The sequence below is a fragment of the Paenibacillus sp. PsM32 genome (genome assembly GCF_030433815.1).
Taxonomy (GTDB): domain Bacteria; phylum Bacillota; class Bacilli; order Paenibacillales; family Paenibacillaceae; genus Saccharibacillus; species Saccharibacillus kyungheensis.
In genome coordinates, this window is the sequence record NZ_JARUWY010000007.1 from 134,750 (window position 1) to 155,346 (window position 20,597).

General features: G+C 38.5%; 21 protein-coding genes. 6 read left to right on the forward strand and 15 right to left on the reverse strand.

Translation table 11 applies throughout. From position 1 onward, the window contains the following. Nucleotides 1-80: 80 nt before the first annotated feature. Together QCD85_RS14890 and QCD85_RS14895 are read right to left on the reverse strand one after the other, a co-directional pair. Nucleotides 81-506, reverse strand: a complete 426-nt coding sequence (locus tag QCD85_RS14890) for a MarR family winged helix-turn-helix transcriptional regulator (protein ID WP_301263102.1) — start codon at nucleotides 504-506, stop codon at nucleotides 81-83. Nucleotides 507-595: 89 nt separating this feature from the next. Beyond that, nucleotides 596-1,003, reverse strand: a complete 408-nt coding sequence (locus QCD85_RS14895) for a MerR family transcriptional regulator (protein ID WP_301263103.1) — start codon at nucleotides 1,001-1,003, stop codon at nucleotides 596-598. A gap of 176 nt (nucleotides 1,004-1,179) precedes the next feature. Between QCD85_RS14895 and QCD85_RS14900 the strand changes: the two genes are divergently transcribed. Then, nucleotides 1,180-2,031, forward strand: a complete 852-nt coding sequence (locus tag QCD85_RS14900; protein ID WP_301263104.1) for an aldo/keto reductase — start codon at nucleotides 1,180-1,182, stop codon at nucleotides 2,029-2,031. A gap of 204 nt (nucleotides 2,032-2,235) precedes the next feature. Here QCD85_RS14900 and QCD85_RS14905 read toward each other — a convergent pair whose 3' ends face one another. After that, nucleotides 2,236-3,276, reverse strand: a complete 1,041-nt coding sequence (locus tag QCD85_RS14905; RefSeq protein WP_301263105.1) for a ketopantoate reductase family protein — start codon at nucleotides 3,274-3,276, stop codon at nucleotides 2,236-2,238. 13 nt (nucleotides 3,277-3,289) lie between these two features. After that, entirely contained in the window at nucleotides 3,290-4,039 is a 750-nt protein-coding gene (locus QCD85_RS14910; RefSeq protein WP_301263106.1) for an acetoacetate decarboxylase, read from the reverse strand. Between the two features lie 160 nt (nucleotides 4,040-4,199). Between QCD85_RS14910 and QCD85_RS14915 the strand changes: the two genes are divergently transcribed. The 3 genes from QCD85_RS14915 to QCD85_RS14925 all read left to right on the forward strand — a co-directional run bounded on the left by QCD85_RS14915 (nucleotide 4,200) and on the right by QCD85_RS14925 (nucleotide 6,508). Further along, a complete protein-coding gene (locus tag QCD85_RS14915) occupies nucleotides 4,200-5,087 on the forward strand; it encodes a LysR family transcriptional regulator (protein WP_301263107.1) in 888 nt (295 codons plus the stop codon). 137 nt (nucleotides 5,088-5,224) lie between these two features. Then, a complete protein-coding gene (locus QCD85_RS14920; protein WP_273614720.1) occupies nucleotides 5,225-5,599 on the forward strand; it encodes a MerR family transcriptional regulator in 375 nt (124 codons plus the stop codon). 66 nt (nucleotides 5,600-5,665) lie between these two features. Beyond that, nucleotides 5,666-6,508 carry an oxidoreductase gene (locus QCD85_RS14925; protein ID WP_301263108.1) on the forward strand — a complete coding sequence of 281 codons (843 nt, stop codon included), beginning with the start codon at nucleotides 5,666-5,668 and terminating at the stop codon, nucleotides 6,506-6,508. Between the two features lie 85 nt (nucleotides 6,509-6,593). Here the strand turns inward: QCD85_RS14925 and QCD85_RS14930 are convergent, their stop codons facing one another. The 7 genes from QCD85_RS14930 to QCD85_RS14960 all read right to left on the reverse strand — a co-directional run bounded on the left by QCD85_RS14930 (nucleotide 6,594) and on the right by QCD85_RS14960 (nucleotide 12,674). After that, nucleotides 6,594-7,625: a peptidoglycan DD-metalloendopeptidase family protein gene (locus tag QCD85_RS14930; protein WP_301263109.1), complete on the reverse strand. Its 1,032-nt coding sequence runs from the start codon at nucleotides 7,623-7,625 to the stop codon at nucleotides 6,594-6,596. 20 nt (nucleotides 7,626-7,645) lie between these two features. Beyond that, on the reverse strand, nucleotides 7,646-8,986 hold the full coding sequence (locus QCD85_RS14935) for an ABC transporter permease (protein ID WP_301263110.1): 1,341 nt from the start codon (nucleotides 8,984-8,986) through the stop codon (nucleotides 7,646-7,648). Then, complete coding sequence (locus QCD85_RS14940; protein WP_273614711.1) at nucleotides 8,979-9,884, reverse strand: ABC transporter ATP-binding protein; 906 nt, start codon at nucleotides 9,882-9,884, stop codon at nucleotides 8,979-8,981. Before QCD85_RS14940 ends, QCD85_RS14935 begins: the two co-directional genes overlap by 8 nt. A gap of 113 nt (nucleotides 9,885-9,997) precedes the next feature. After that, nucleotides 9,998-10,930 (reverse strand): ATP-binding cassette domain-containing protein, encoded by a 933-nt coding sequence (locus tag QCD85_RS14945; protein WP_301263111.1) that lies wholly within the window; start codon nucleotides 10,928-10,930, stop codon nucleotides 9,998-10,000. A 49-nt stretch (nucleotides 10,931-10,979) separates the two neighbouring features. Further along, a complete protein-coding gene (locus QCD85_RS14950; RefSeq protein ID WP_301263112.1) occupies nucleotides 10,980-11,369 on the reverse strand; it encodes a GntR family transcriptional regulator in 390 nt (129 codons plus the stop codon). A 42-nt stretch (nucleotides 11,370-11,411) separates the two neighbouring features. Further along, entirely contained in the window at nucleotides 11,412-12,143 is a 732-nt protein-coding gene (locus QCD85_RS14955) for a hypothetical protein (protein ID WP_301263113.1), read from the reverse strand. Nucleotides 12,144-12,485: 342 nt separating this feature from the next. After that, nucleotides 12,486-12,674, reverse strand: coding sequence for a hypothetical protein (locus QCD85_RS14960; RefSeq protein ID WP_069329489.1), 189 nt, complete (start codon nucleotides 12,672-12,674; stop codon nucleotides 12,486-12,488). Nucleotides 12,675-13,306: 632 nt separating this feature from the next. Here QCD85_RS14960 and QCD85_RS14965 point away from each other — a divergent pair. After that, on the forward strand, nucleotides 13,307-14,521 hold the full coding sequence (locus tag QCD85_RS14965; RefSeq protein ID WP_301263114.1) for an MGDG synthase family glycosyltransferase: 1,215 nt from the start codon (nucleotides 13,307-13,309) through the stop codon (nucleotides 14,519-14,521). Nucleotides 14,522-14,618: 97 nt separating this feature from the next. Here QCD85_RS14965 and QCD85_RS14970 read toward each other — a convergent pair whose 3' ends face one another. After that, nucleotides 14,619-15,197 carry a xanthine phosphoribosyltransferase gene (locus QCD85_RS14970; protein WP_273614706.1) on the reverse strand — a complete coding sequence of 193 codons (579 nt, stop codon included), beginning with the start codon at nucleotides 15,195-15,197 and terminating at the stop codon, nucleotides 14,619-14,621. A gap of 643 nt (nucleotides 15,198-15,840) precedes the next feature. Here QCD85_RS14970 and QCD85_RS14975 point away from each other — a divergent pair. Continuing rightward, nucleotides 15,841-16,188, forward strand: coding sequence for a helix-turn-helix domain-containing protein (locus tag QCD85_RS14975; RefSeq protein ID WP_204826536.1), 348 nt, complete (start codon nucleotides 15,841-15,843; stop codon nucleotides 16,186-16,188). Between the two features lie 195 nt (nucleotides 16,189-16,383). Here the strand turns inward: QCD85_RS14975 and QCD85_RS14980 are convergent, their stop codons facing one another. The 3 genes from QCD85_RS14980 to QCD85_RS14990 form a co-directional block, all read right to left on the reverse strand. Continuing rightward, a complete protein-coding gene (locus QCD85_RS14980; RefSeq protein WP_301263115.1) occupies nucleotides 16,384-17,712 on the reverse strand; it encodes a UDP-glucose dehydrogenase family protein in 1,329 nt (442 codons plus the stop codon). Between the two features lie 321 nt (nucleotides 17,713-18,033). Then, nucleotides 18,034-19,215, reverse strand: a complete 1,182-nt coding sequence (locus QCD85_RS14985; protein ID WP_301263116.1) for a glycosyltransferase — start codon at nucleotides 19,213-19,215, stop codon at nucleotides 18,034-18,036. After that, nucleotides 19,179-20,546 carry a sugar phosphate nucleotidyltransferase gene (locus QCD85_RS14990; RefSeq protein ID WP_273614703.1) on the reverse strand — a complete coding sequence of 456 codons (1,368 nt, stop codon included), beginning with the start codon at nucleotides 20,544-20,546 and terminating at the stop codon, nucleotides 19,179-19,181. Before QCD85_RS14990 ends, QCD85_RS14985 begins: the two co-directional genes overlap by 37 nt. Nucleotides 20,547-20,597: the final 51 nt, after the last annotated feature.

The following is a 20,597-nucleotide window of genomic DNA, read 5'->3' on the forward strand; positions in this document are numbered from 1 at the left end:
TTGGCATTCTACAGTTCAACCTAAAAAAACAACCTGTTAACTAGATAACAAGTTGTTTTAAACAATCCACGTACTTCATTCTATTTGTGATTTTTTTTAAATACATGTTGTAACTGGATAAACTGCTCTGGCTGAATTTCTTGTTGTAACATTTCATTGAACGTTGTTAATGCACGTTGAAGCTTATTTTCACCTAACTCGGTGATTCGAGTATATATTCCACGCTTATCATCTTCACAAATATGTCGTTCCAAAGCTCCACAACTCTTCGCTTCCATTCGTACAACTAAGCGGGAAGTCGCACTTTGGCTTAAACCTATCATTTCTTGGAGCTGTTGTAATCGTAACTCTTTATCTTCTGCATTCGATATAAAATACAACGTATAAAATTCTTTTAATGATAACTGATATTGTTCTTGTAAAGTTTGTTCTAATTTATGTTGGACACTAAAATAACCGTCTGACAATGACAACCATCTATCCAAAGTATCCTTTTGATTTTCCAATTTTTTTCCACCTAATCTAACTAAAGTTTATAATTGTAGCATTTATATTATTGTATCAAGCCTACACATAATGGTCAAAATAGTTAAACTTATCTTTTTTCTTTTCCCCATGTAGCTGGATTCGTTGTATCCGGAATATTTTGATTCATAATTACTTGATATTGAATCGTTTTTTGTTCCAAATGGGCTACTCGCTTTTGTGCTTCTTGTAGTTGGATCAAAGCCACTTCTTTGTATTCCATCATCATTTCATTGCGCTGAGGAATAGTCGCATCTCCTTCTAAGCAAAGGTCAACGTATAATTTGATCGTTTCAATCGGCATTCCTGTCTGCTTGAGACATCTTGCTCCATATAACCAGTTAATCGATTCTTCATCAAATAACCGAATATTATTTTTGTTACGTTGGACACTAGGCACTAATCCTTTATCCGTGTAAAAGCGTACAGCATGTTCGGTAAGTCCTGTCATCAGAGCAGCTTCTTTTACAGTAAGCATCGCCATATCCACCTTTCCAAATTCATGATAGAGAATCGCTTGACTTCGTGTAGCACGAAGGGAATAAGCTCATTATACTGCAAACACATCACAAGCAGAATCTATATTCACGCGCTATGTATATAGAAGTGATCATTTGCTATTTCAAATACAAAACCAGTACAGGAGGAATAATTATGCAAACTGTCACATTGAATAATGGTGTTACTATGCCCATCTTAGGCTTTGGTGTCTATCAGATTCCAGATGCAGAAGAATGTGAAAATGCTGTCTATGAAGCGTTACAGATTGGATATCGTTTGATTGATACAGCGGCTGGCTATATGAACGAAGAAGCGGTAGGACGTGCTATCAAGCGTAGTGGTGTGCCCCGCGAAGACATATTTATTACGACCAAGCTGTGGATTCAAGATGCTGGCTACGAGAGTGCCAAAGCCGCTTTTGCCAAGTCTTTACACAAACTTCAAGTCGACTATCTAGATCTATATCTAATTCATCAGCCATTTGGTGATTATTATGGAGCTTGGCGGGCGATGGAAGAACTCTATAAAGAAGGAAAAATCAGAGCGATCGGGGTTAGCAACTTTTTGCCTGATCGCTTAATGGATCTGATCGTGCATAATGATATCGCACCTGCGATCAATCAAGTCGAAACCCATCCTTTTCATCAACAGATCGATAACGCTACTTTTATGCAAGAACAAGGTGTACAGATCCAATCGTGGGGGCCTTTTGCAGAAGGACGTAACCAGATGTTTAGTAACGAATTGCTAACTTCTATTGCTGATAAACATAACAAATCAGTCGCCCAAGTTATATTACGCTGGCTTGTTCAACGCGATGTTGTCGTAATTCCCAAGTCAGTACGTCGAGAACGTCTTGCTGAGAACTTTGATATTTTCAACTTTGAGCTAAGTGTAGAAGATATGGAGCAGATTGCTACTCTGGATACAGAAGAAAGTCTTTTCTTATCCTATCTTGATCCCGAAACCGCTAAGATGCTCGGTAACTTGAGAGTGGAATTGTAATGTAAATAAAATATAGCTATACTTTTACAACAATATAGACTTCGATTACTTTTACCTAGAAAAGAACACCAGTATAGCAGTCTGGTGTTCTTTTTTTCGCTTTGGTTATTCTCTTTTTGTAGTAGAATGTATGCGATTTATAGTATCAAAATTCCTATTACAATTAACGAGTAGCCTAATGATCTGGCATCCTTTATTCAGATATTATACTTTCTGCTTAATACTCAATAACTGTTCAAAAGCTTTTATATTTGTATCAAATGTAGGCACTGTTTGAGATTCTTCGGCAGATTTGACTTGTGCTATAACCAAATCGTTAAAAGGTGTTGGGATGCCAGTACCTTCTGCCATTGTTGGAACAACGCCATTAATATAATCGATTTCTGTTTTACGTTTTTTCTCCAGATCCTGAAGCATACTTGCTCTTAGCAATCTGGATGGTTCCATCACTACTCTAAAGGTTTGGATACGTTCAGGGATATCATTTTCGCTGTTTAATTCCAAAGATTCGATATCAAATCCACCCATTTTAGCAAAAGCGACACCATTGGCGTGTCCAACTTTTATCGTCTCATCAGCGATATGAACGGCACTAACGATGCCAACTTCATGATCAAGAATAGATCCATATTCTCCGTTTAATGCTGCTGACAAACCACTGAATGCATTGTTAATCAGTAATTTGGACCACTTTGTTCCAACTAAGTTATCGGAAATATGTGTTCCGCCTACAAGATCTAACACGGATTTGATCTGCTGGATTCTTTCTGTCGTTTCACCGTTTAATTCTCCAATTTGAAAAGCGTACTCTTTAAACTGATTATACTCGGTTGTAAGTTGAGATACGCCGGGTTCGATAAAAGTAGCTCCAAATTCAACAGAACCTGCTATAACACGTTTTTCCCCAACAATAGAAGCCACGTTGTTTTCAGGTATACCATTTTGCAAAGAACAGACAACACTATCTTCTTTTAAAAAAGGTAGCAACTCTTGCAGAACAGCGTCGTTATATAATTGTTTGGTTAACAGTAAGACTAAATCATACTTTCCTGACTTGTTTTCAGGGGTGATAGCTTTCACTTTAGCCTGAAATTCTGTCGTTCCAATGACTTTAGCACCTACTTGATTGAGAGTATCTACATGTTCTTGATATGAATCAATTAACTCAACATCTATTCCTCCAGCAGCAAGATATGCTCCAACGATAGTTCCTAATGAACCTGCTCCTAAAACTGCAATTCTCATTTCAAAATCTCCCTTATTTTTCTTCTAGGTAATTATATACAGGTTGTGCAGCATTCAACGTTAAATCCGTCAGAATATGAGACGCTGAAACAACTTCTAATACAGGCAAGTCTGCAAGTGGAGCTAGTGCATGTTCAAATAATTGCAGTCTAGCCGGCCCACTCCAAGCCCCTTTCACGTCTATATTCGTTATCTGTGTTCGTACCAAATCGCAAATCTTCAAATTTCCATTGTAATCTGTAGCAATCTTAACCATAAAAGTAGGTCGACAAATTTCATTTTTAGCAATTTCTTTATCCATCTCAACATGCTTATATCCCATCGTAGCAGTAGCTACACGAAGTGAACCGTAATCCAGCGTACCTACTAGCGTATCTGAATCGACATAAAGCTTCGGTGCACCTAACTTCTTAGGATACGCAGTCAGTTCCCGACCACTTGCAATCGCTGGAAAATTATCGACGTACATCGAATGCGTATAATCTCCATCTTCACCATTAAACCGGACAGGAATCACTTGTCCAGCTTCAGTATAAGCGCCTAATCCCGATACATCTGGCATCCACATCACTTCGAATTTGACCAGAGGCTCACCGATTATTTCAAGAGGTTCTGGTACTGCTGCTCGCAAAGCTTTGGCATCTGTGCGGTAAATAATATTCAGATATTCACGGTTAACAAATTTATAAGGTGGCATAGGGTAAGCGGGTGCTGTTAATGGTGTGTTAAGATTGTTGGCAATATTATTTATATCTATTCTCATAATGCACCTTCCTTTTACTCATATTTTTATATTTGTTTGCTTATATTGTTAGTCTTTGATCATGTATCTTCTATAATCATCTTACATCTATATTTACATATAATCTAATATATAATAACGTATATATACATTTATTCCAATAAATAAGCGAGGTGTATCTATGGAATTGCTTCAGCTCAAATACTTTCAGACTGTTGCTTATACAGAACACATTTCTAAAGCAGCCCAACAATTAAATATCGCACAGCCTTCTTTAAGCCTTACGATCAAACGACTTGAAGACGAATTAGGAACCAATCTATTTGATCGGAAAGGCAGAAATATTCAATTAAGTTCATCAGGCAAAATTCTTCTAAAGCATGTAAACCGAATTTTTACAGAGATCGAAAATGCACAAATAGAAATTCTATCTCAGGAACATCACATTGCTAACACTATCAAAATATCTATTTCCAATCCAAGATTCCTAACTGGTCTAATCAGTGAACATATTAACCACTTTCCTACATCAAAAATTCTTCAGTCGATTGGAGTGAAAAGCGAAATATTAACAAGTTTAAAAAAAGGAGAGATAGATTTAGGAATAACCGGTCATCCGATTCAAGATGAGGAGCTAGAAAGTTGTTTACTGGTCGATGAAGATATTGTTCTCGTGCTACCTTCCAACCACCGATTGACAGGCAAACATGAAATTTCGTTAAGTCATGTCGCCGATGAACCGTTTATCACTTTAGCTAATAATGTAGAGTATAGTGATTTCACGACTTCTCTTTGTGAGCAAGCTGGCTTTATCCCCAATATTGCATTTGAGGTCGATTCCCATTTGCTGGTCGAAATCATCAAGCTTGATCAAGGTGTCGCTTTACTTCCTATTTCCGTTTGTAGAACACTGGGGTTAAATTATGTACAAGTGACAGATGACTCTACAACCTATCCGGTAAGCTTATCCTGGGTAAAACATAAAACGTTATCCTCTTCAGCAAGAGACTTTCGCGACTTTATTATGTCGTACTATGAAGATAATTATAAAATGTTTAAAGTTTATTAAAGATTTGTATATTTATTTCTAATCATATGAATCACCACTGATACTTCAATACTTTCATTTTGCGACAATGATTGATAATACACTTTGTGAAAATTATAATGGTACTTAAAGTTAACTTTAAGTATGGAGGAAGATCAATGTATACTATTGGAGAAGTTCAAGCATTATTTGGTATCAACGCCTCTACTATTCGCTATTATGAAAAAGAAGGAATTTTGCTTGCTATAGCACGCAATGATATAGGACGACGTATATATTCTAAAGAACAAATCGAGTGGTTAAAGCTTGTTATTGCGATGAAAGAAACCGGTATGAGTCTAAAAGATATAAAAAGCTATATTGATTTAATTGTGGTTGGAGATGATACGCTACTTGAAAGACGTGAATTTCTAGTAGACCACAAACAAAAAGTAGAAGAACATCTCAAGCAAATTCATCAAAACTTAGAAAAAATCATTCAAAAAATAACGTATTATGATCTTAAAGTACTTAATAAAGATTATTTTCAATAACGATTTGACATAAAGCTTCCTTTAAGATGTATTCTCAATCTATACCACTTAAAGGAGTGAAGGAAATTGATATCTAGTCAAAAAGTCATTTTTATTACAGGAAGTTCAAGTGGTTTTGGACGTTCTATTACGGAAAAAGCATTAGCTGAAGGCTATAATGTTGTCGCAACAGCTAGAAATACAGATACACTAAAAAGCTTAGCAGAACAATATACATCTAACATTCTTGTTCTTGAATTGGACGTAACGAACCCGGAACAAATTAAACAAGCTGTAGCTACTGCTGTAGACCATTTCGGAAAAATTGATGTGTTAATTAATAATGCAGGTATCGGCTATTTTGCTTCTGTGGAAGAAAGTATCGAAGAACAAACACGTAAAATGTTCGAAATTAACTTCTGGGGACTTATGAACGCTACAAATGCGGTACTCCCTTTTATGCGGAACCAACAATCAGGTCATATCATTAATTTATCTTCGATCGGTGGGCTCACTTCGTTCCCAACTCTCGGTTACTATCATGCTACTAAGTATGCTGTTGAAGGGATCTCAGAAAGTCTTGCTCAAGAAGTTAGCCCATTTCATATTCATGTTACACTTATCGAGCCCAGTTCTTTCCGAACAGACTGGGGTGGTCGTTCCTCGGTCAAAACCAAACCAACTATTTCGACTTATCAAGAAACCTTGAGTCCGATGTTGGATCATATGGAACAAGCAAACGGTCAAGAACCCGGTGATCCTGAAAAAGCAGCGCTAGCTATTTTAAAAGTAATTGAATCGGATAATCCTCCACTTCGCCTTCTATTAGGAAAAGCAGCTTATCAAGCAGCCACTCATAAATTCACCAATTTACTTCAAACGATTGAAGATTGGAAAGAGACAACGATAAACGCAGATTTTTCAGAATAAATAATTATTAATGGTAGAGTATCAATGTAGGATAGAAAACAAAAAGGGATAGTCATCATGACTATCCTTTTTTGGCATATTTGATTTATTTGGCTATAATCGTCTCACCTTGTACAGGCTTACTTCCATCTTGCCACTTAATCTGAATCGCTTTGGACTTGAACAAGTCCGCTCCATCAGACACCTGATAATGTAAATGCGCTTCGCTGGAATTACCAGAGTTCCCAACCAATCCTAGCTTATCGCCAGTCTTGACCCTATCCCCCACTTTCACCAATGCCGATCCTTTTTTCATATGACCGATTACACTGTATTCACCGTTGCTATGCGCAATAACTATCTCGTTACCCGCAGGTACTTTCGGGTTCATTTTACCTACAGGCTCGTTATCTGGAATATTACTTAATACCGATACCACTTTACCATCCGCAGGTGCATATAGCGGTTGTCCAAAAGCATAATAGCTTTCATTTTTGAGTGGATCACCTTTGTAAGAAAATCCATCTTTACGCTGGATAAAGTCATAGGCATAACGCTGACTTTCGTACTCATAATGGTAATTGATCAACGCATTATTCCCACCCCAGAACACAAACCAGTCGCCTTTAAATGGAAATGCATATTCATTTTCGGTCGTAACTTTATCGGTTGCAGGTGTAGGCGTTAATGCTTTGGCTTGTAGCCCTAAAATCGTTCCCTGCTGGTCTATTGTTAGGTTAAGCCCTATATTTCCTGAATCACTAACCCATGAACGCACATCTGCATCGTTGATCTCCATATCTGCGGCTTTATTAAATGCTTTGACAGATTGAAGAGAGGCTTCAGCTGAACTAACAAAATCTTTTTCAGAGATTTGCTTTTTGAAATTATCGCTAAATTGAGCATACACTTCTTTATATTGGCCTTCTAGCAAGGCAGTTGGAACTTCTTCTGCTGTAAGCTTAGCTGTTGGCGTAGTCGGTTGCTCTGTAGCTGTAGTTGGAGTCGTTGTATCCACTGTTGTGGCTGGTTGGGCTGTATTTGTACCACTACAAGCTGTAATCGCCACTGTGAGTGCTCCAAGCGCTAATGCCCATTTACTGTAATGTATCCATGTTATGTTATTGTTTTTTTTCATATTATTGCACCTCTTACTTACTAAATTTTATAAGATTTCATTGCTTTACGTAATTCTTTCAAGCTTGGACGTTTTCCATACATCAATACACCGGTGCGATAGATTTTGGCAGATAACCAGCCGAAGAACAGGATAGATACCAGTAAAATACCAATAGATATCGCGATTTCCCAGATTGGCATAGAGCCAAGCCCAATTCGTACAATAGATGTTGTCGGCGAGAAAAACGGAATATACGAAGAGATACGCATTAATAACGAATCTGAATTGGAGATACTAAATATTCCGATATAAAATGCAGCTAATGTTAACATTGTAATCGGTGATATCGCTTGTCCCAAATCTTCTGTACGACTTACGATCGATCCAATCGCCGCGAACAATGTCGCATATAAGAAGTAACCTAACACATAATACAACAATCCAAATCCAACAATATTCAAAGATAGATTACTAACATGCAGATCGAACTTAGCGAGTACTTCTTGATAATATGGTAGAGATAAGTTAACTGCGATCACGATACCGTATGAAGCAATCTGTGTGAGTCCGACTAAGAAAACACCGATAATCTTACCGAACATTTGGGTTAGTGGAGATAGACTGGAAATTAATATTTCCATTACCCGCGAACTTTTCTCTGCTGTAATCTCGGATGCAATCATATTGCCTGTAATCGTCAATGAGAAGAAGAACAGCACCATAAGTAAATAGACCAGAATATAATTCTCAGTGTTAGACTTGATTGGATTTTCTTTTTTGGAATCGGCATTGCCATTAAGATCATCTGGAGAAGTATGATTTACTGTGACTGGTGTACCGATCTGTTCTAACTGTGTATTAGTTAACTTGCCTGCGGCAATATATTGCACTTTGGCTGTTTGTGTAGCCGTCTGTAATAGACTTTGAATAACAACATCATTTTTTTCGCTCACATACGTCACGGCAGGGAACGCTGGATCGCCTTGAGACGGCTTTTGTAATAATAAATATCCGCCAATCTTGCCATCTTCTACTTGCTTCCGCAAAGTGGCTTCGGATTCAAATTGATCTTGCCATTGTAGCTTTGTATCCTGTAAGTCACTACTTGCATTCATCATTGGATTGTCTGTAGAAGACTTAGCTTGTTGTTGCTTTTGCGCAGCTTGCTGAATTTGAGTAGCAATCTCATTATAATTACTACTTGCGATAGCAATCTTCAGATTATCTTCCCCGTTGTTACCTGAAAATAACTGAATAAAATACGGAATATTGAGTCCAATCAGCAATAACACAGCAAGTGATAACGTTGTCCAACGAAATGATTTGTTTTTGACTTTATTACGATAGGTAAAGCTAATTACATGCCCTAGCTTATTCATTATTGCCCACCACCTTAATAAAGATTTCGTTTAATGTTGGTTCTTTGATCTCGAACTGTTCTACACTTCCCTGTTGCATCGCTAATTGTAAAATCTGTTGTGTCGCTTCTTCTTGATTGATATGAATCAGATAACGACCATTTTCATCTTGTGGTTCTACATTGGTAACTCCTGCGATATCTTGTAAACCGACAAGTGGATGTGCTGTACGCAGAACAACTTTTTCACGCGGATACGTATGCTTAATTTCTCTTAAATTGCCTTGTAGTACCGGCTTGGAGCGACGTAGTATCGTCATATTACGGCATAGTTCTTCTACATGTTCCATTCGGTGAGTTGAAAATAAGATTGCTGTTCCTTCATCTCGTAATTCTTGAATGACTTCTTTGAGCATTTCTACATTCACCGGATCAAGTCCGCTAAAGGCTTCATCTAAAATAAGAATACTGGGATGGTGAATAACCGCAGCGATAAAGCCCATTTTCTGCTGATTCCCTTTGGAAAGTTCTTCGATCCGTTTATCCAGATACTCCATCGCATCAAATCGTTCCAACCACTTTTTAAGACTTTGTACCGCATCTTTATGAGTCATACCACGCAGTTGTCCGAGATAGACTAGCTGATCACTAATTTTAATCTTAGGATATAATCCACGTTCTTCAGGTAGATAGCCCATCTTGTGTTGTAACTCTGTTCGGTAGGGCCTGCCATTATACAAAATTTCACCTTCGTCTGGATAAATCAGTCCGAGTACCATGCGCATTGTTGTCGTTTTACCTGCTCCATTTGCTCCTAGTAAGCCGTAAATCTCTCCTGCTTCTACTTCTAAGGACAAGTTGTCTACTGCTGTTGTCCCTGCATAATGTTTGATAATTTGATTCAATACCAATGGTTTCATCGCTTGATCGCTCCTTTAAGATATTTGGCTAACGCAAAATCATTTTTTCTTTGGACTTAGGTTGCGCTTATGGAGCCAAGCGCTTATCGTAAGATATTTTGCTAAAGCAAAAATCATTTTTTTATTTTACTTTGGTTGCGCTTTTGGTTCCAAGCGCTTCGCCAATAGTATAACAAGTCTTCCCATTCTAGCCCTCTGGTCTGGGTAGGGATTCCGTTTTCAGCGGCTGCGGCTTCTAGTTGTAGAGCATCTGTGGTGATGATGCGTACAGATAGATCGGATTGTACTTCCCATGCGATAATACCATCGCAGTCGCGCAAGTTATGGATTACGTCGGTATCGCCTGCGCCGGCATTGATCCATATTTCTTTCCATTGTTGATACAGTGTATCTTTTTCTTCTATTCCGTAGATGATGCCGTCATTCATCAGCATGACATAATCAGCAAGTCGTTCTACTTCTTCCATCCGGTGAGTTGTAATAAGGATACTAAGATCTCTAGTATCCATAAGTTGGTGCAGTGTACGGATCATATCTTTCCAGGCAAACGGGTCTAGCCCGGAAGAAGGTTCATCCATCAGTAGCAAGTCCGGTGTAGTTGCAATAGCTGCGGCAAATTCAAACTTTTGTCGTTGCCCTTTGGAGACTTTGCTTAGATGGGTATTGGATGGTACTTGAAATTCAATCAACAACTGTTCAAACTTTTTTTGATTCCATTTAGGATACCAATGAGAACGGAAGCGAGCGGCTTCTAACGCTGTCATTCGATTTTCTTCAATCGATGAATGCTCTGATACATAAGCGATTCGTTGCCGAATATGAAGAGGTAACTCATCTTTCTCGGATTGACCGAACCATGTCATCCATCCTTGATCTGGATAAATCGTCTGCATCATCAGATTTAATAAGGTACTTTTTCCTGCTCCATTTTCACCGACAAGAACAGTGATATATCCTTGAGGCAATTCAAAATTAATCGGGCCAATCGTATGTTGACCTCGTGTTTTGTAGACTTCATGTAATGAAATGACTGATTGTTCCTGCATAGCTGTTTCCTCCTTAGCTATATAATAGGCTTATCATTCAATAGTGTTGTTATGTTGTAAAATGTTGTTGTAATAACTCTGCAAACAATTGTTGCAATTTCTGTTGATCCCAGCCTAGAGCAGCACTTTTCTGAATAGCTTCATTCATAATTTTACGTACATTCTCTTCACTCATCTGGGTAAGTTGCCCTTGTTCGACTTTCATTACAAATGTTCCTGTTCCTTGACGTGTGCGTAACCATCCCTCGTTCTCCAAGTCTTGATAGACTCGTCGAATCGTAATCACACTACATTTCAGATCGGCGGCAAATTCACGAATAGAGGGTAATAATGTACCTTCTTGTAATGTTCCTCCAATAATGAGAGAACGTAATTGATTCTCCACCTGCCGATATAATGGCTCAGCACTATCTTCATTGATCTGCACAGGTATCTTCATACCTCTACCCCTCCTAACCGTTGCACTCTCAAATACATTATCTTAGACCAAATCTCTATGCCGTAATGTACGCCGAATGCCATAAATAGATAACGTCATACACACTATACCGACCCCAATAGCACTCCACATCAGCGGTGACGCTAATCTATATTTCATCGCTACTAATAAAAAGTTATTCGTGATATTCCAATCTAACCAGACACTCCCGATCGACAAGAGAATCAGTACAAAAATAACGACAAACGTAAATTTGATATACTTTTTACCGGAAAGACTAAATTCAAAATATAAATAAAAACTCATTAATGCTATACAAAAGCCAGCCCAAGTGAGCGCAAAAGCAATATAAGAAACAAATGAAATATCTACTTCAAAACGAATTCTCATGATATACAAAATAGAGAAAAACAATGTCCAATTATATAAAAAGATAAGCGCCATCTGCTGAACTCTTCCCCATATAATCGCTGTTGAAGAAACAGGTAAAATACGAAGATAGACTAAATTTTTGGTGTAAGTATCTTCTTTTTGCAAATTAAACGCTCTTCTAGAAAAATCAGTTCCTAACAACGGTGCACAGATCAGCATAATAAAATCAGTTGTACTGGATTGTAAAAAGTGATTTTTTCCAGTCAGTGTCCCTGTATAAAAAAGTAAACCTAATACTCCACTCATATAAAGTACAAAGATCGTAGACCAGACAAACATCATCCGATTGTTCGTAAAATCTTTACGAGCCAATATCCAGCCAGACTTGAAATTCTCGCTCATCAATATACCCTCCATTCAGTGTATATACTGTATATATCTATATACACAGTATACATTGTATATATACACTGTCAATAGATTTGGAGATATTCCTTTTTTTATTTTGGAGAGATGATGATCTCTATCATTAAAAAATCATCAATTTACGTTGTTATACGATTTCAAATATAAATTCTATCTCAAAAAAGCACAAAAAAAGTCCTCTGGCGGTCAGTCGCCAAAGGACGGTATGTCTTGCTTTCATTAAATTACGAAAATAATCATCACATTCATTGTTCAGTTGTTACATAAAATTATAATCATTACATTTTCAATAATCGTCGCATGTGCTTACATACGTAATCAAGAGACGGACGAATCTAGCTTAACAAGTTCATCCTCGACAAGAAGCGTGAGTTCTTCTTCGTATCCCCCGGTTATGTGATACTTGCGAACATATTCCTTAACAAATTTCTTTGGATCCTTAGGCCGAAAAATGCGTGTCATTTCCCGTAGACTTTCCTTGACTTCGTTGTGTCCTTTAGTTGCCATGGAATTCCCTCCCAAAACGTGCCTTGTTTTTGAGAACGCCGAAAAGATCCTTTGGTGTGTTTGTAGTTAGATATGAAGTTGTATCTCATCTGTGATCTTTTAGCACTTTCTGCGGGCATCTGACATATTACATACCCTTTAAGAGAAATGCTGAATCAATCCGGCTGAATGCTCTTATCTTCTTAGTACAAGGCTGATGTACCCGCATATGGTATATCCCTGCGCATGTGAGCGCCTCTCTAGTGTGTTGGTCGCTGTTAGCAACGTGTTCAACGCCAACCCTTATCTAAGCACCTTATTATTTTATAATATCATACTTTTTAAGATTATAGCACTTTTGTTTGTTAAAAAAAGGTACGAAATAGGTTAATTTTTTGGCGAATCTTTGTTGGATATATTGCGTATATGATATGTAATTCCGTTGCTTGGTCACTGTGCTCAAAAAGTTGTCTCTAAAAGGATTGTACAGGGTAAACAATAAGAGAACGTTGCTTTTGCTTTTCTATTTGCTATAGTCATCTGGCCCATATTGGATTATCTATAACCGCTCGTGCTATGCTCAAGTTCAGGCAACCTATAGAAGCAGCTTTTTATGGAAATAGAATACATTTGGCTCAGAAAGGAATTTTCGTATGCCGCACAATTCGTCTTCGATTCTAATCGTATATGCAAGCTATGGTCATGGACATTATCAAGCTGCCAAATCGTTGCAAGCTAGTCTGTTAGAACGTGGTGTTCCACATGTAACATTACTGGATGTGATGGCTGAATCTCATCCATGGATCAACAAAATAACCCAGTTTATTTATATGCAAAGCTTCACTACGATTCCTCATTTATATGGATGGGTGTATTATAATACCCGCAAAATGAAAGCCACTTCGTTATTTGGCAAAGCACTTCATTCATTGGGAATACGAAGCTTGCAAGCTGTGTTGGAGCAGGAACAACCTGATCTGGTGATTCATACGTTTCCACAATTGGTGTTGCCTACTATGAAAAAGCGCTGGCAACTAACGATGCCACTTGTCAATATACTAACCGATTATGATCTACATGGACGCTGGCTTCATCCTCATATCGATCATTACTATGTACCTTCTACCGATATGAAGCAAGATATGTTAGCTCAGGGTGTACCACCAGAGCGGATTAGCGTTTCAGGTATTCCTTTACGTGCTGACTTCGATCGGAATCTATTCACAGCCCAGCATCCAGTAACAGACGTACCTGATCGCAAGCAACTTCGTATTCAAGCTGGATTAATACCTGAACACAAAACAGTTCTATTGCTTGCCGGTGCTTATGGGGTACTCAAAAATGTTCGTGAAGTGTGTGACCAACTTGCTGAACGTACAGATACACAAGTGATAGTAATTTGCGGTAAAAATGAATCTTTGTTACAAGAGTTAGCTAGTCACTATAGCGAACATCCTGCGTTTACGATTATAGGTTTTACAGATCGGATGAGTGAATGGATGATGATGAGTGATTGTGTAATTACCAAGCCTGGCGGGGTGACGGTGGCTGAATGTATTCATTGTGAATTACCTCTTTTTCTACTCAAGCCTGTACCCGGACAAGAATTAGCCAATGCGCTGTATTTGCAATCGTATCAAGCTGCTGAAGTATGCGACTCTTCTTCTGCTCTAGCTGAACGGCTTATGACAGCACTGGATCAACCAGAAATTCTACAACATATGCAGACACAGCTACGAACTCTTCAGACTCCTCAAGCCGCAAGCTATATTGCAGATGATCTGATTGAACGCTATCTGTCTCAAGCACACGCTGCTCAGTTACGATCTGTATCGCTCAAGCCTAATTTACAAACCACTATAAATTAGACTTCAATGGAGCGATCCAGCGCACTGTAGAGCTAACACATAATACAAACTATCTATTTCTATTCCACAGAGCAACACCATCATGACTATGAATCTATCAAGGTGTGTCTACAAATTGAACCTGTCCGTTATCTAATGAGCGGATTCGCACCAGCGATTCTAACCGATATCCTTCATCGATTAACAATTGCGCTCCTGGTTGGAACGACTTTTCGATCACGATGCCGATTCCTACTACTTCTGCTCCTGCTTGTTTGACTATACGGGCAAGTCCAGAAGCGGCTTCTCCGTTCGCTAGAAAGTCATCAATAATAAGTACCCGGTCGCCTGGCTTGATAAATTTTTTGGAGACGGTGATATCATTGCTCTGCTTTTTGGTATACGAATATACCGTTTCTACAAAGATATCTTCAGTAAGAGTCAGTGACTTTTGTTTACGTGCAAATATCAATGGCACACCAAACTCTAATGCTGTCATAATGCCGGGAGCGATTCCTGAAGACTCAATAGTCAGAATAGTCGTTACACCGGTATCTGCGAATAATTGCGTAAATGCTTTACCGATTTCTTTCATTAATAGCGGATCCATCTGATGATTCAGAAAGGAATCTACTTTCAGAACCTGCCCTTCCAAAACGATACCTTCATTGATTACTTTTTGACGAAGTAATTCCATTATTGTATTCCTCCTTGAGTAAATATAACGAATAGGATCAAGCTAAAGTATCTAAACTATATCATGTCTGCTTCGCTTCTACCTGCAAGATGTTCTTCAATATTAATTAATTTATTTTTAATAATTTATGTTATTTGTCTAAATACCATAGTAAAAAATAATAAAGTAATGGTATAGTAGGACTATATAACTATTATTCATTTATATGTAAAGTAAGTTCATAATATTTTTTTAAATTCCGATATATAAAGTGATCCATACTACCTTATTTTGCGTACATTTTTTATATACAATTTTTGGTTATTGAGTAAACAAATAACTAAGTAGTTAAGTTATATGTTGTATACTTATATTTTACATAAAACAGCATATGCAATTTTACCTAATCAGTATATATACTAAGATATATATCCAATAGACTCCACTCTTTATAATTTATCTACAAAATTAGTATATAGCCGTATAACATCGCATATCATCGAAATAGGGAGTATGATTGATAGTACCAGCTAGTTAGGAATTGTATTTATATAGGCAATAATAACTTCACATGATATAATATGTATTATTGTCTGCGGCTTTTTTCCTAACTGTAACAGCATCCAAGTCGCACACATTTTAGGTTATTTAGGGGGTTTTTGTATTGTTCGCCAAACGCCTCAAACTACTTCGCAAAAGGCGAAATATGTCGATGAAGGAAGTTGCAGATCATGTAGGAGTAGCCAAAAGCACGTATGCAGGCTACGAGTCCGGATACAGACAACCCACTTTGGAAACGATCCAATCTATCGCTAAAAAATTGAGTACTACTTCTGATTATTTACTCGGTTTGACCGAAGAATTTGATCCTGCTCAACAAAATACGAATGCACGCGAATTTTTAAATTATACTCAACTTCATTGGGACGGTGTTCCTTTAGAAGAAGAAGATCTTCAATTGATTCGTCAATTGTTAGAGCGTGTTGTCAGAGATCGTTCCCATACACAGTGAAATTTCCATTCTATTTCTCTTGATTAGCGCCGATCGAGCGTACTGATAATCAACTACGATATACACCTGAAGCTCTTTTATTTGCTAGTGATGATCGATAGATGTTCTGATCCTCATATCTGAATACAACAGCAAAAAAACCGACACTGAAGTTGATCTTCAGCGTCGGTTTTTGCTATAGGTTAGAATCTTTGATTATGATTGAGTTGCGATAAAGCTATCACGAAGCAATGCTGGACGACCCATAGAATGGTAATCAAAACCTGTTTCTTTCACACGTTGTGCAGTATACACATTACGTCCATCAACAAGTACTGATTGGTTCATAACCGCTTCGACTTCTTTAAGATCGATATTCACGAACTCGCCCCACTCGGTTAACAAGCAGACTGCATCGCAACCACGAGCCGCTTCGAGCGCACTCTCTGCAAAAGTAATAGACTCATGATCATATTCACGACGGAAGTTTTCTGCTGCTACTGGATCAAATACTTGTGGTAGAGCACCGAATTCTACTAATTTCGGTACGATCTCCAAGGATGGTGCTTCACGAATATCATCTGTATCTGGTTTGAACGCTAGACCCCAGACAGCGATTTTTTTACCTTGCAATGTACCTAATGCTTCTAACAACTTATCAACGATTCCCCAGCGTTGTGCTTGGTTGACTTCAACTACAGATTTGAGTAATTTAAAGTCATACTCTACATTACCTGCGATTTGGATCAAAGCATGAGTATCTTTCGGGAAGCAAGAACCACCATAACCGATACCCGCATTCAAGAATGAAGGTCCGATACGACGATCCAATCCCATCCCTTTAGCGACTTCGTCAACATCTGCGCCTACTTTATCACAGATATTAGCAATTTCGTTGATAAATGAAATCTTTGTTGCAAGGAACGCATTCGATGCGTATTTGATCATTTCTGCACTACGGATATCGGTTACAACTAGATTTTCTGTCAATGGACGGTGCAATTCAAGTAGCAAGTCTGCTGCTTGTTGTGTCTGTACACCCAATACCAGACGATCTGGATTAAATGCATCTTTAACCGCAGAACCTTCACGTAAAAATTCTGGAATCGAAGCTGTATCAAAAGGTTGATCTGTCAAAGAAGCAATAATGCTGTTTACGCGCTCATTGGTTCCAACAGGGACTGTACTTTTCACAGCGACAACAGTGTACCCTTTCATAGAAAGAGCAATCTCACGAGCTGCTGCTTCGATATATTGTAGATTGGCTTCACCGGAAGGAAGTGGTGGAGTACCTACTGCAATAATCACGAGATCCGATTCGGATACCGGTCCACTCAAGTCCGTTGTAAATGTTAATCGTCCTGCTTCTACATTCTTCATCATCATTTCTTGAAGACCTGGTTCGTAGATCGGGATGCCACCGCTTTGCAATGTTTCGATCTTAGAAGCAATTTTATCCACACAACGCACGTTGTTTCCTATTTCTGAAAAGCAGACACCTGATACCAAACCTACATAACCTGTACCTATTACAGTAATATTCATCATTACCACTCCTGTTCCTTATTTGTAATTTTATATTTCAAAACAGATTGAGTATGTTATTCCAAAACCTCTATTCATCTATCCCGTAGTTCAACCGATATAGTATTTATAAGAAATTGATTCATTTGTCAGATTGACAGATTCAATCTAGTACGGATTCAATCTATGATTGGACAAATATTTTTCAATCTCATTCTATATTTGGAGGCTGACCATTATGAGATATCAAACTAATCCAACATTTGCAAAAGGATGCCTATGGGGCACTGCAATTTCACTATTATTATGGGGTGCTATCGTCTGGATCGTTATGCACTAAGTTCAGACTACTTTTACATGATGTAAAAGATTCTGAACATAATCAGCAATCTCTATCAGAGTTGAGCTGGATACATGATGATCAGTGCTTGACACTTTGCTTGGTGGCGAATGCTCAAGCTCATCTATCCGATCCTCAGCCGCAAATGTAAGTTGCTGAATCTCTTCCCATGACATCAAGTACAAAGGATGATCGACAGGAACAGCTGCAATCGTATGACGATCTTCATAAAAGTGACTGCGATTAAGCAAAATGAGTGGCTTTGCTAACTCGATCGCTTCACAGACGGTGCCCCATCCTGGCTTGGTTATCACCAGATTGGCGGCAGCTACATAATTCTGTGATTCAGTATATTGATCAGGAATCTGCACGACATTAGGATGGTCAATATCCATATTGGAAGATACGATAAATATGCAATCTTCACTATCCCACAGTTCCATCGTTGACCAATGATCTACCTGTATACTACGACCTAAGCCAAAAAAGATAATTTTGCGTTTTCCGGTCGGATCTAATGCTGTGCGAATACGTTCCACTTCCTGAAGATCAGGCTGTCTGCAAAAGAATCCAGTATCTATCCGGCATTTGCGTCCCCATTGTGGTTCAGCACAACCGGCTAGACTGATAAAATGATCCATCTGCGCGTATGCTTCGCGTAGCTGATTCAGATCTGACTTGTCCAACATATCTTGATAAGCGGTGTACCATGTAAAGTTGGAAATACCTAACGACTCTACACCTGCACGCTGTGCTGCAACAAATGGTATCGGTGAAATGTCACTAATGACCAGTTGTGCTTGCACATTTTCTAAAAATTGTTGTTCTTGAGTAACTCTTTCTTCAAACAACGACATATCGAGGTTATATTGTTGTCTAAGGCCTTGGATATCTGCTGCTATCGAATCGTGTTGTAACACATAACCCGTATCCGAGAATATGCTTCTGAATTCGATATGGTGATCTTGAGAGATCGCTGGCATCATTTGTGATTGCAACGAATCTATTAAAAACGGTAATGCTTTGCCACAATTCACGATTAAGCGGATAGGTGCATCTTGATGTCGCTCTAATATCGTGCGGATAATCGCGATACTTCGAGTCGCATGTCCATATCCATAATCTGAAATGTAATAACAAATGGTGATCAAATCTTCATGCAGTTTTGTTCGATCTCTTCCCATGAATGGAATAGCTCCACAATTTGATCGTTCTGCGCATTGAAGCCCGTTTGGACAACGATCACTTCTAGATCCTTCACTGCACGGATACTATGAAGTGCTTTGACTGGAATATGCAGTACGTTCCCTGCTCTTACCCGCATCATGTTACCGTTTAGCACAAATTCACCTTCGCCTTTAACGACTGTCCATACTTCTTCACGATCGGTATGGGACTGATAACTCAGGTTCTTACCTTCTTGCAAGCCGATACGCTTCGTTAGTACACAGCGTCCGTCTTCATACTTCTGATCATCTAGTACAACGACCCAGCCCCATTGACGCTCTTCATACATAGGACCTTGATCAAAATTCACTAATTCTTTCAGGCGTGGACTGGATGCTTTATCCGATACCAGAATACCGTCCGGGCTTACAGCAACAACAACATCTTTCATACCCAAAATCGTAACAGGTACGTTCGTTTCGTTCACCAGATGCGTATTTTCACAATCTTCACTGATAATACCGCGTCCGATTTGTACGCTGCTCATTTCCTCGGTCAATGTATTCCATGTACCTAAGTCTTTCCAGTAGCCGGTATATGGAAGAGCAATAATGTTATTCGCTTGCTCGACAACTTCATAGTCAAAACTGATTTTTGGTAAACGATCATATTGTTTAAGGAATTGCTCGTATTGAATAGGTAATCCTTTTTCTTCAAGTAAGCTAATCAGATAGCCTAGTTTGAAAGCAAATACACCACAGTTCCACAGTGCATTTTCAGCAATTAATTGTTCTGCATATTCTTCGGTCGGTTTTTCCTGGAAACGGCTTACTTTGCGTAGACCGGTTTCTGTTGTTTCACCTGACGGAATAATATATCCGTATTTAGAAGAAGGATAAGTTGGTTCTACACCGATTAGTGCGATATCGGCATCGGATTCTTGTAGTGCCATTTCCATACTTTTTACAGTGTCAAAAAACATATTGTCTACATAAGGATCGACTGGCAAAATCGTAATGACTTCATCCAAGCTGACACCTTCCATAGAATATAGATAGGTTGCTGCAAGTGCTATAGCAGGAAACGTATCTCTTCGTTCTGGCTCAATAATAAGGGGTACATCAGCACCGACTTGACTCCGCATAATCTCGACTTGAGATTGACCAGTTGCGATAAGGCTAGACTCGCTTAATCCACAAGCATCCAATTGATTCCATACACGCTGAACCATCGATACCAGTTCACCTTTTTCATTTTCCAGTACTCTCAAAAATTGTTTTGATCTTGCATCGTTAGACAGAGGCCATAAACGCTTACCTGAACCTCCAGATAAAAGGATAAGTTTCACTCCAATCCCTCCCATTTCTTTTTTAGTATGTTACGGATGGTTGGTCGTTCC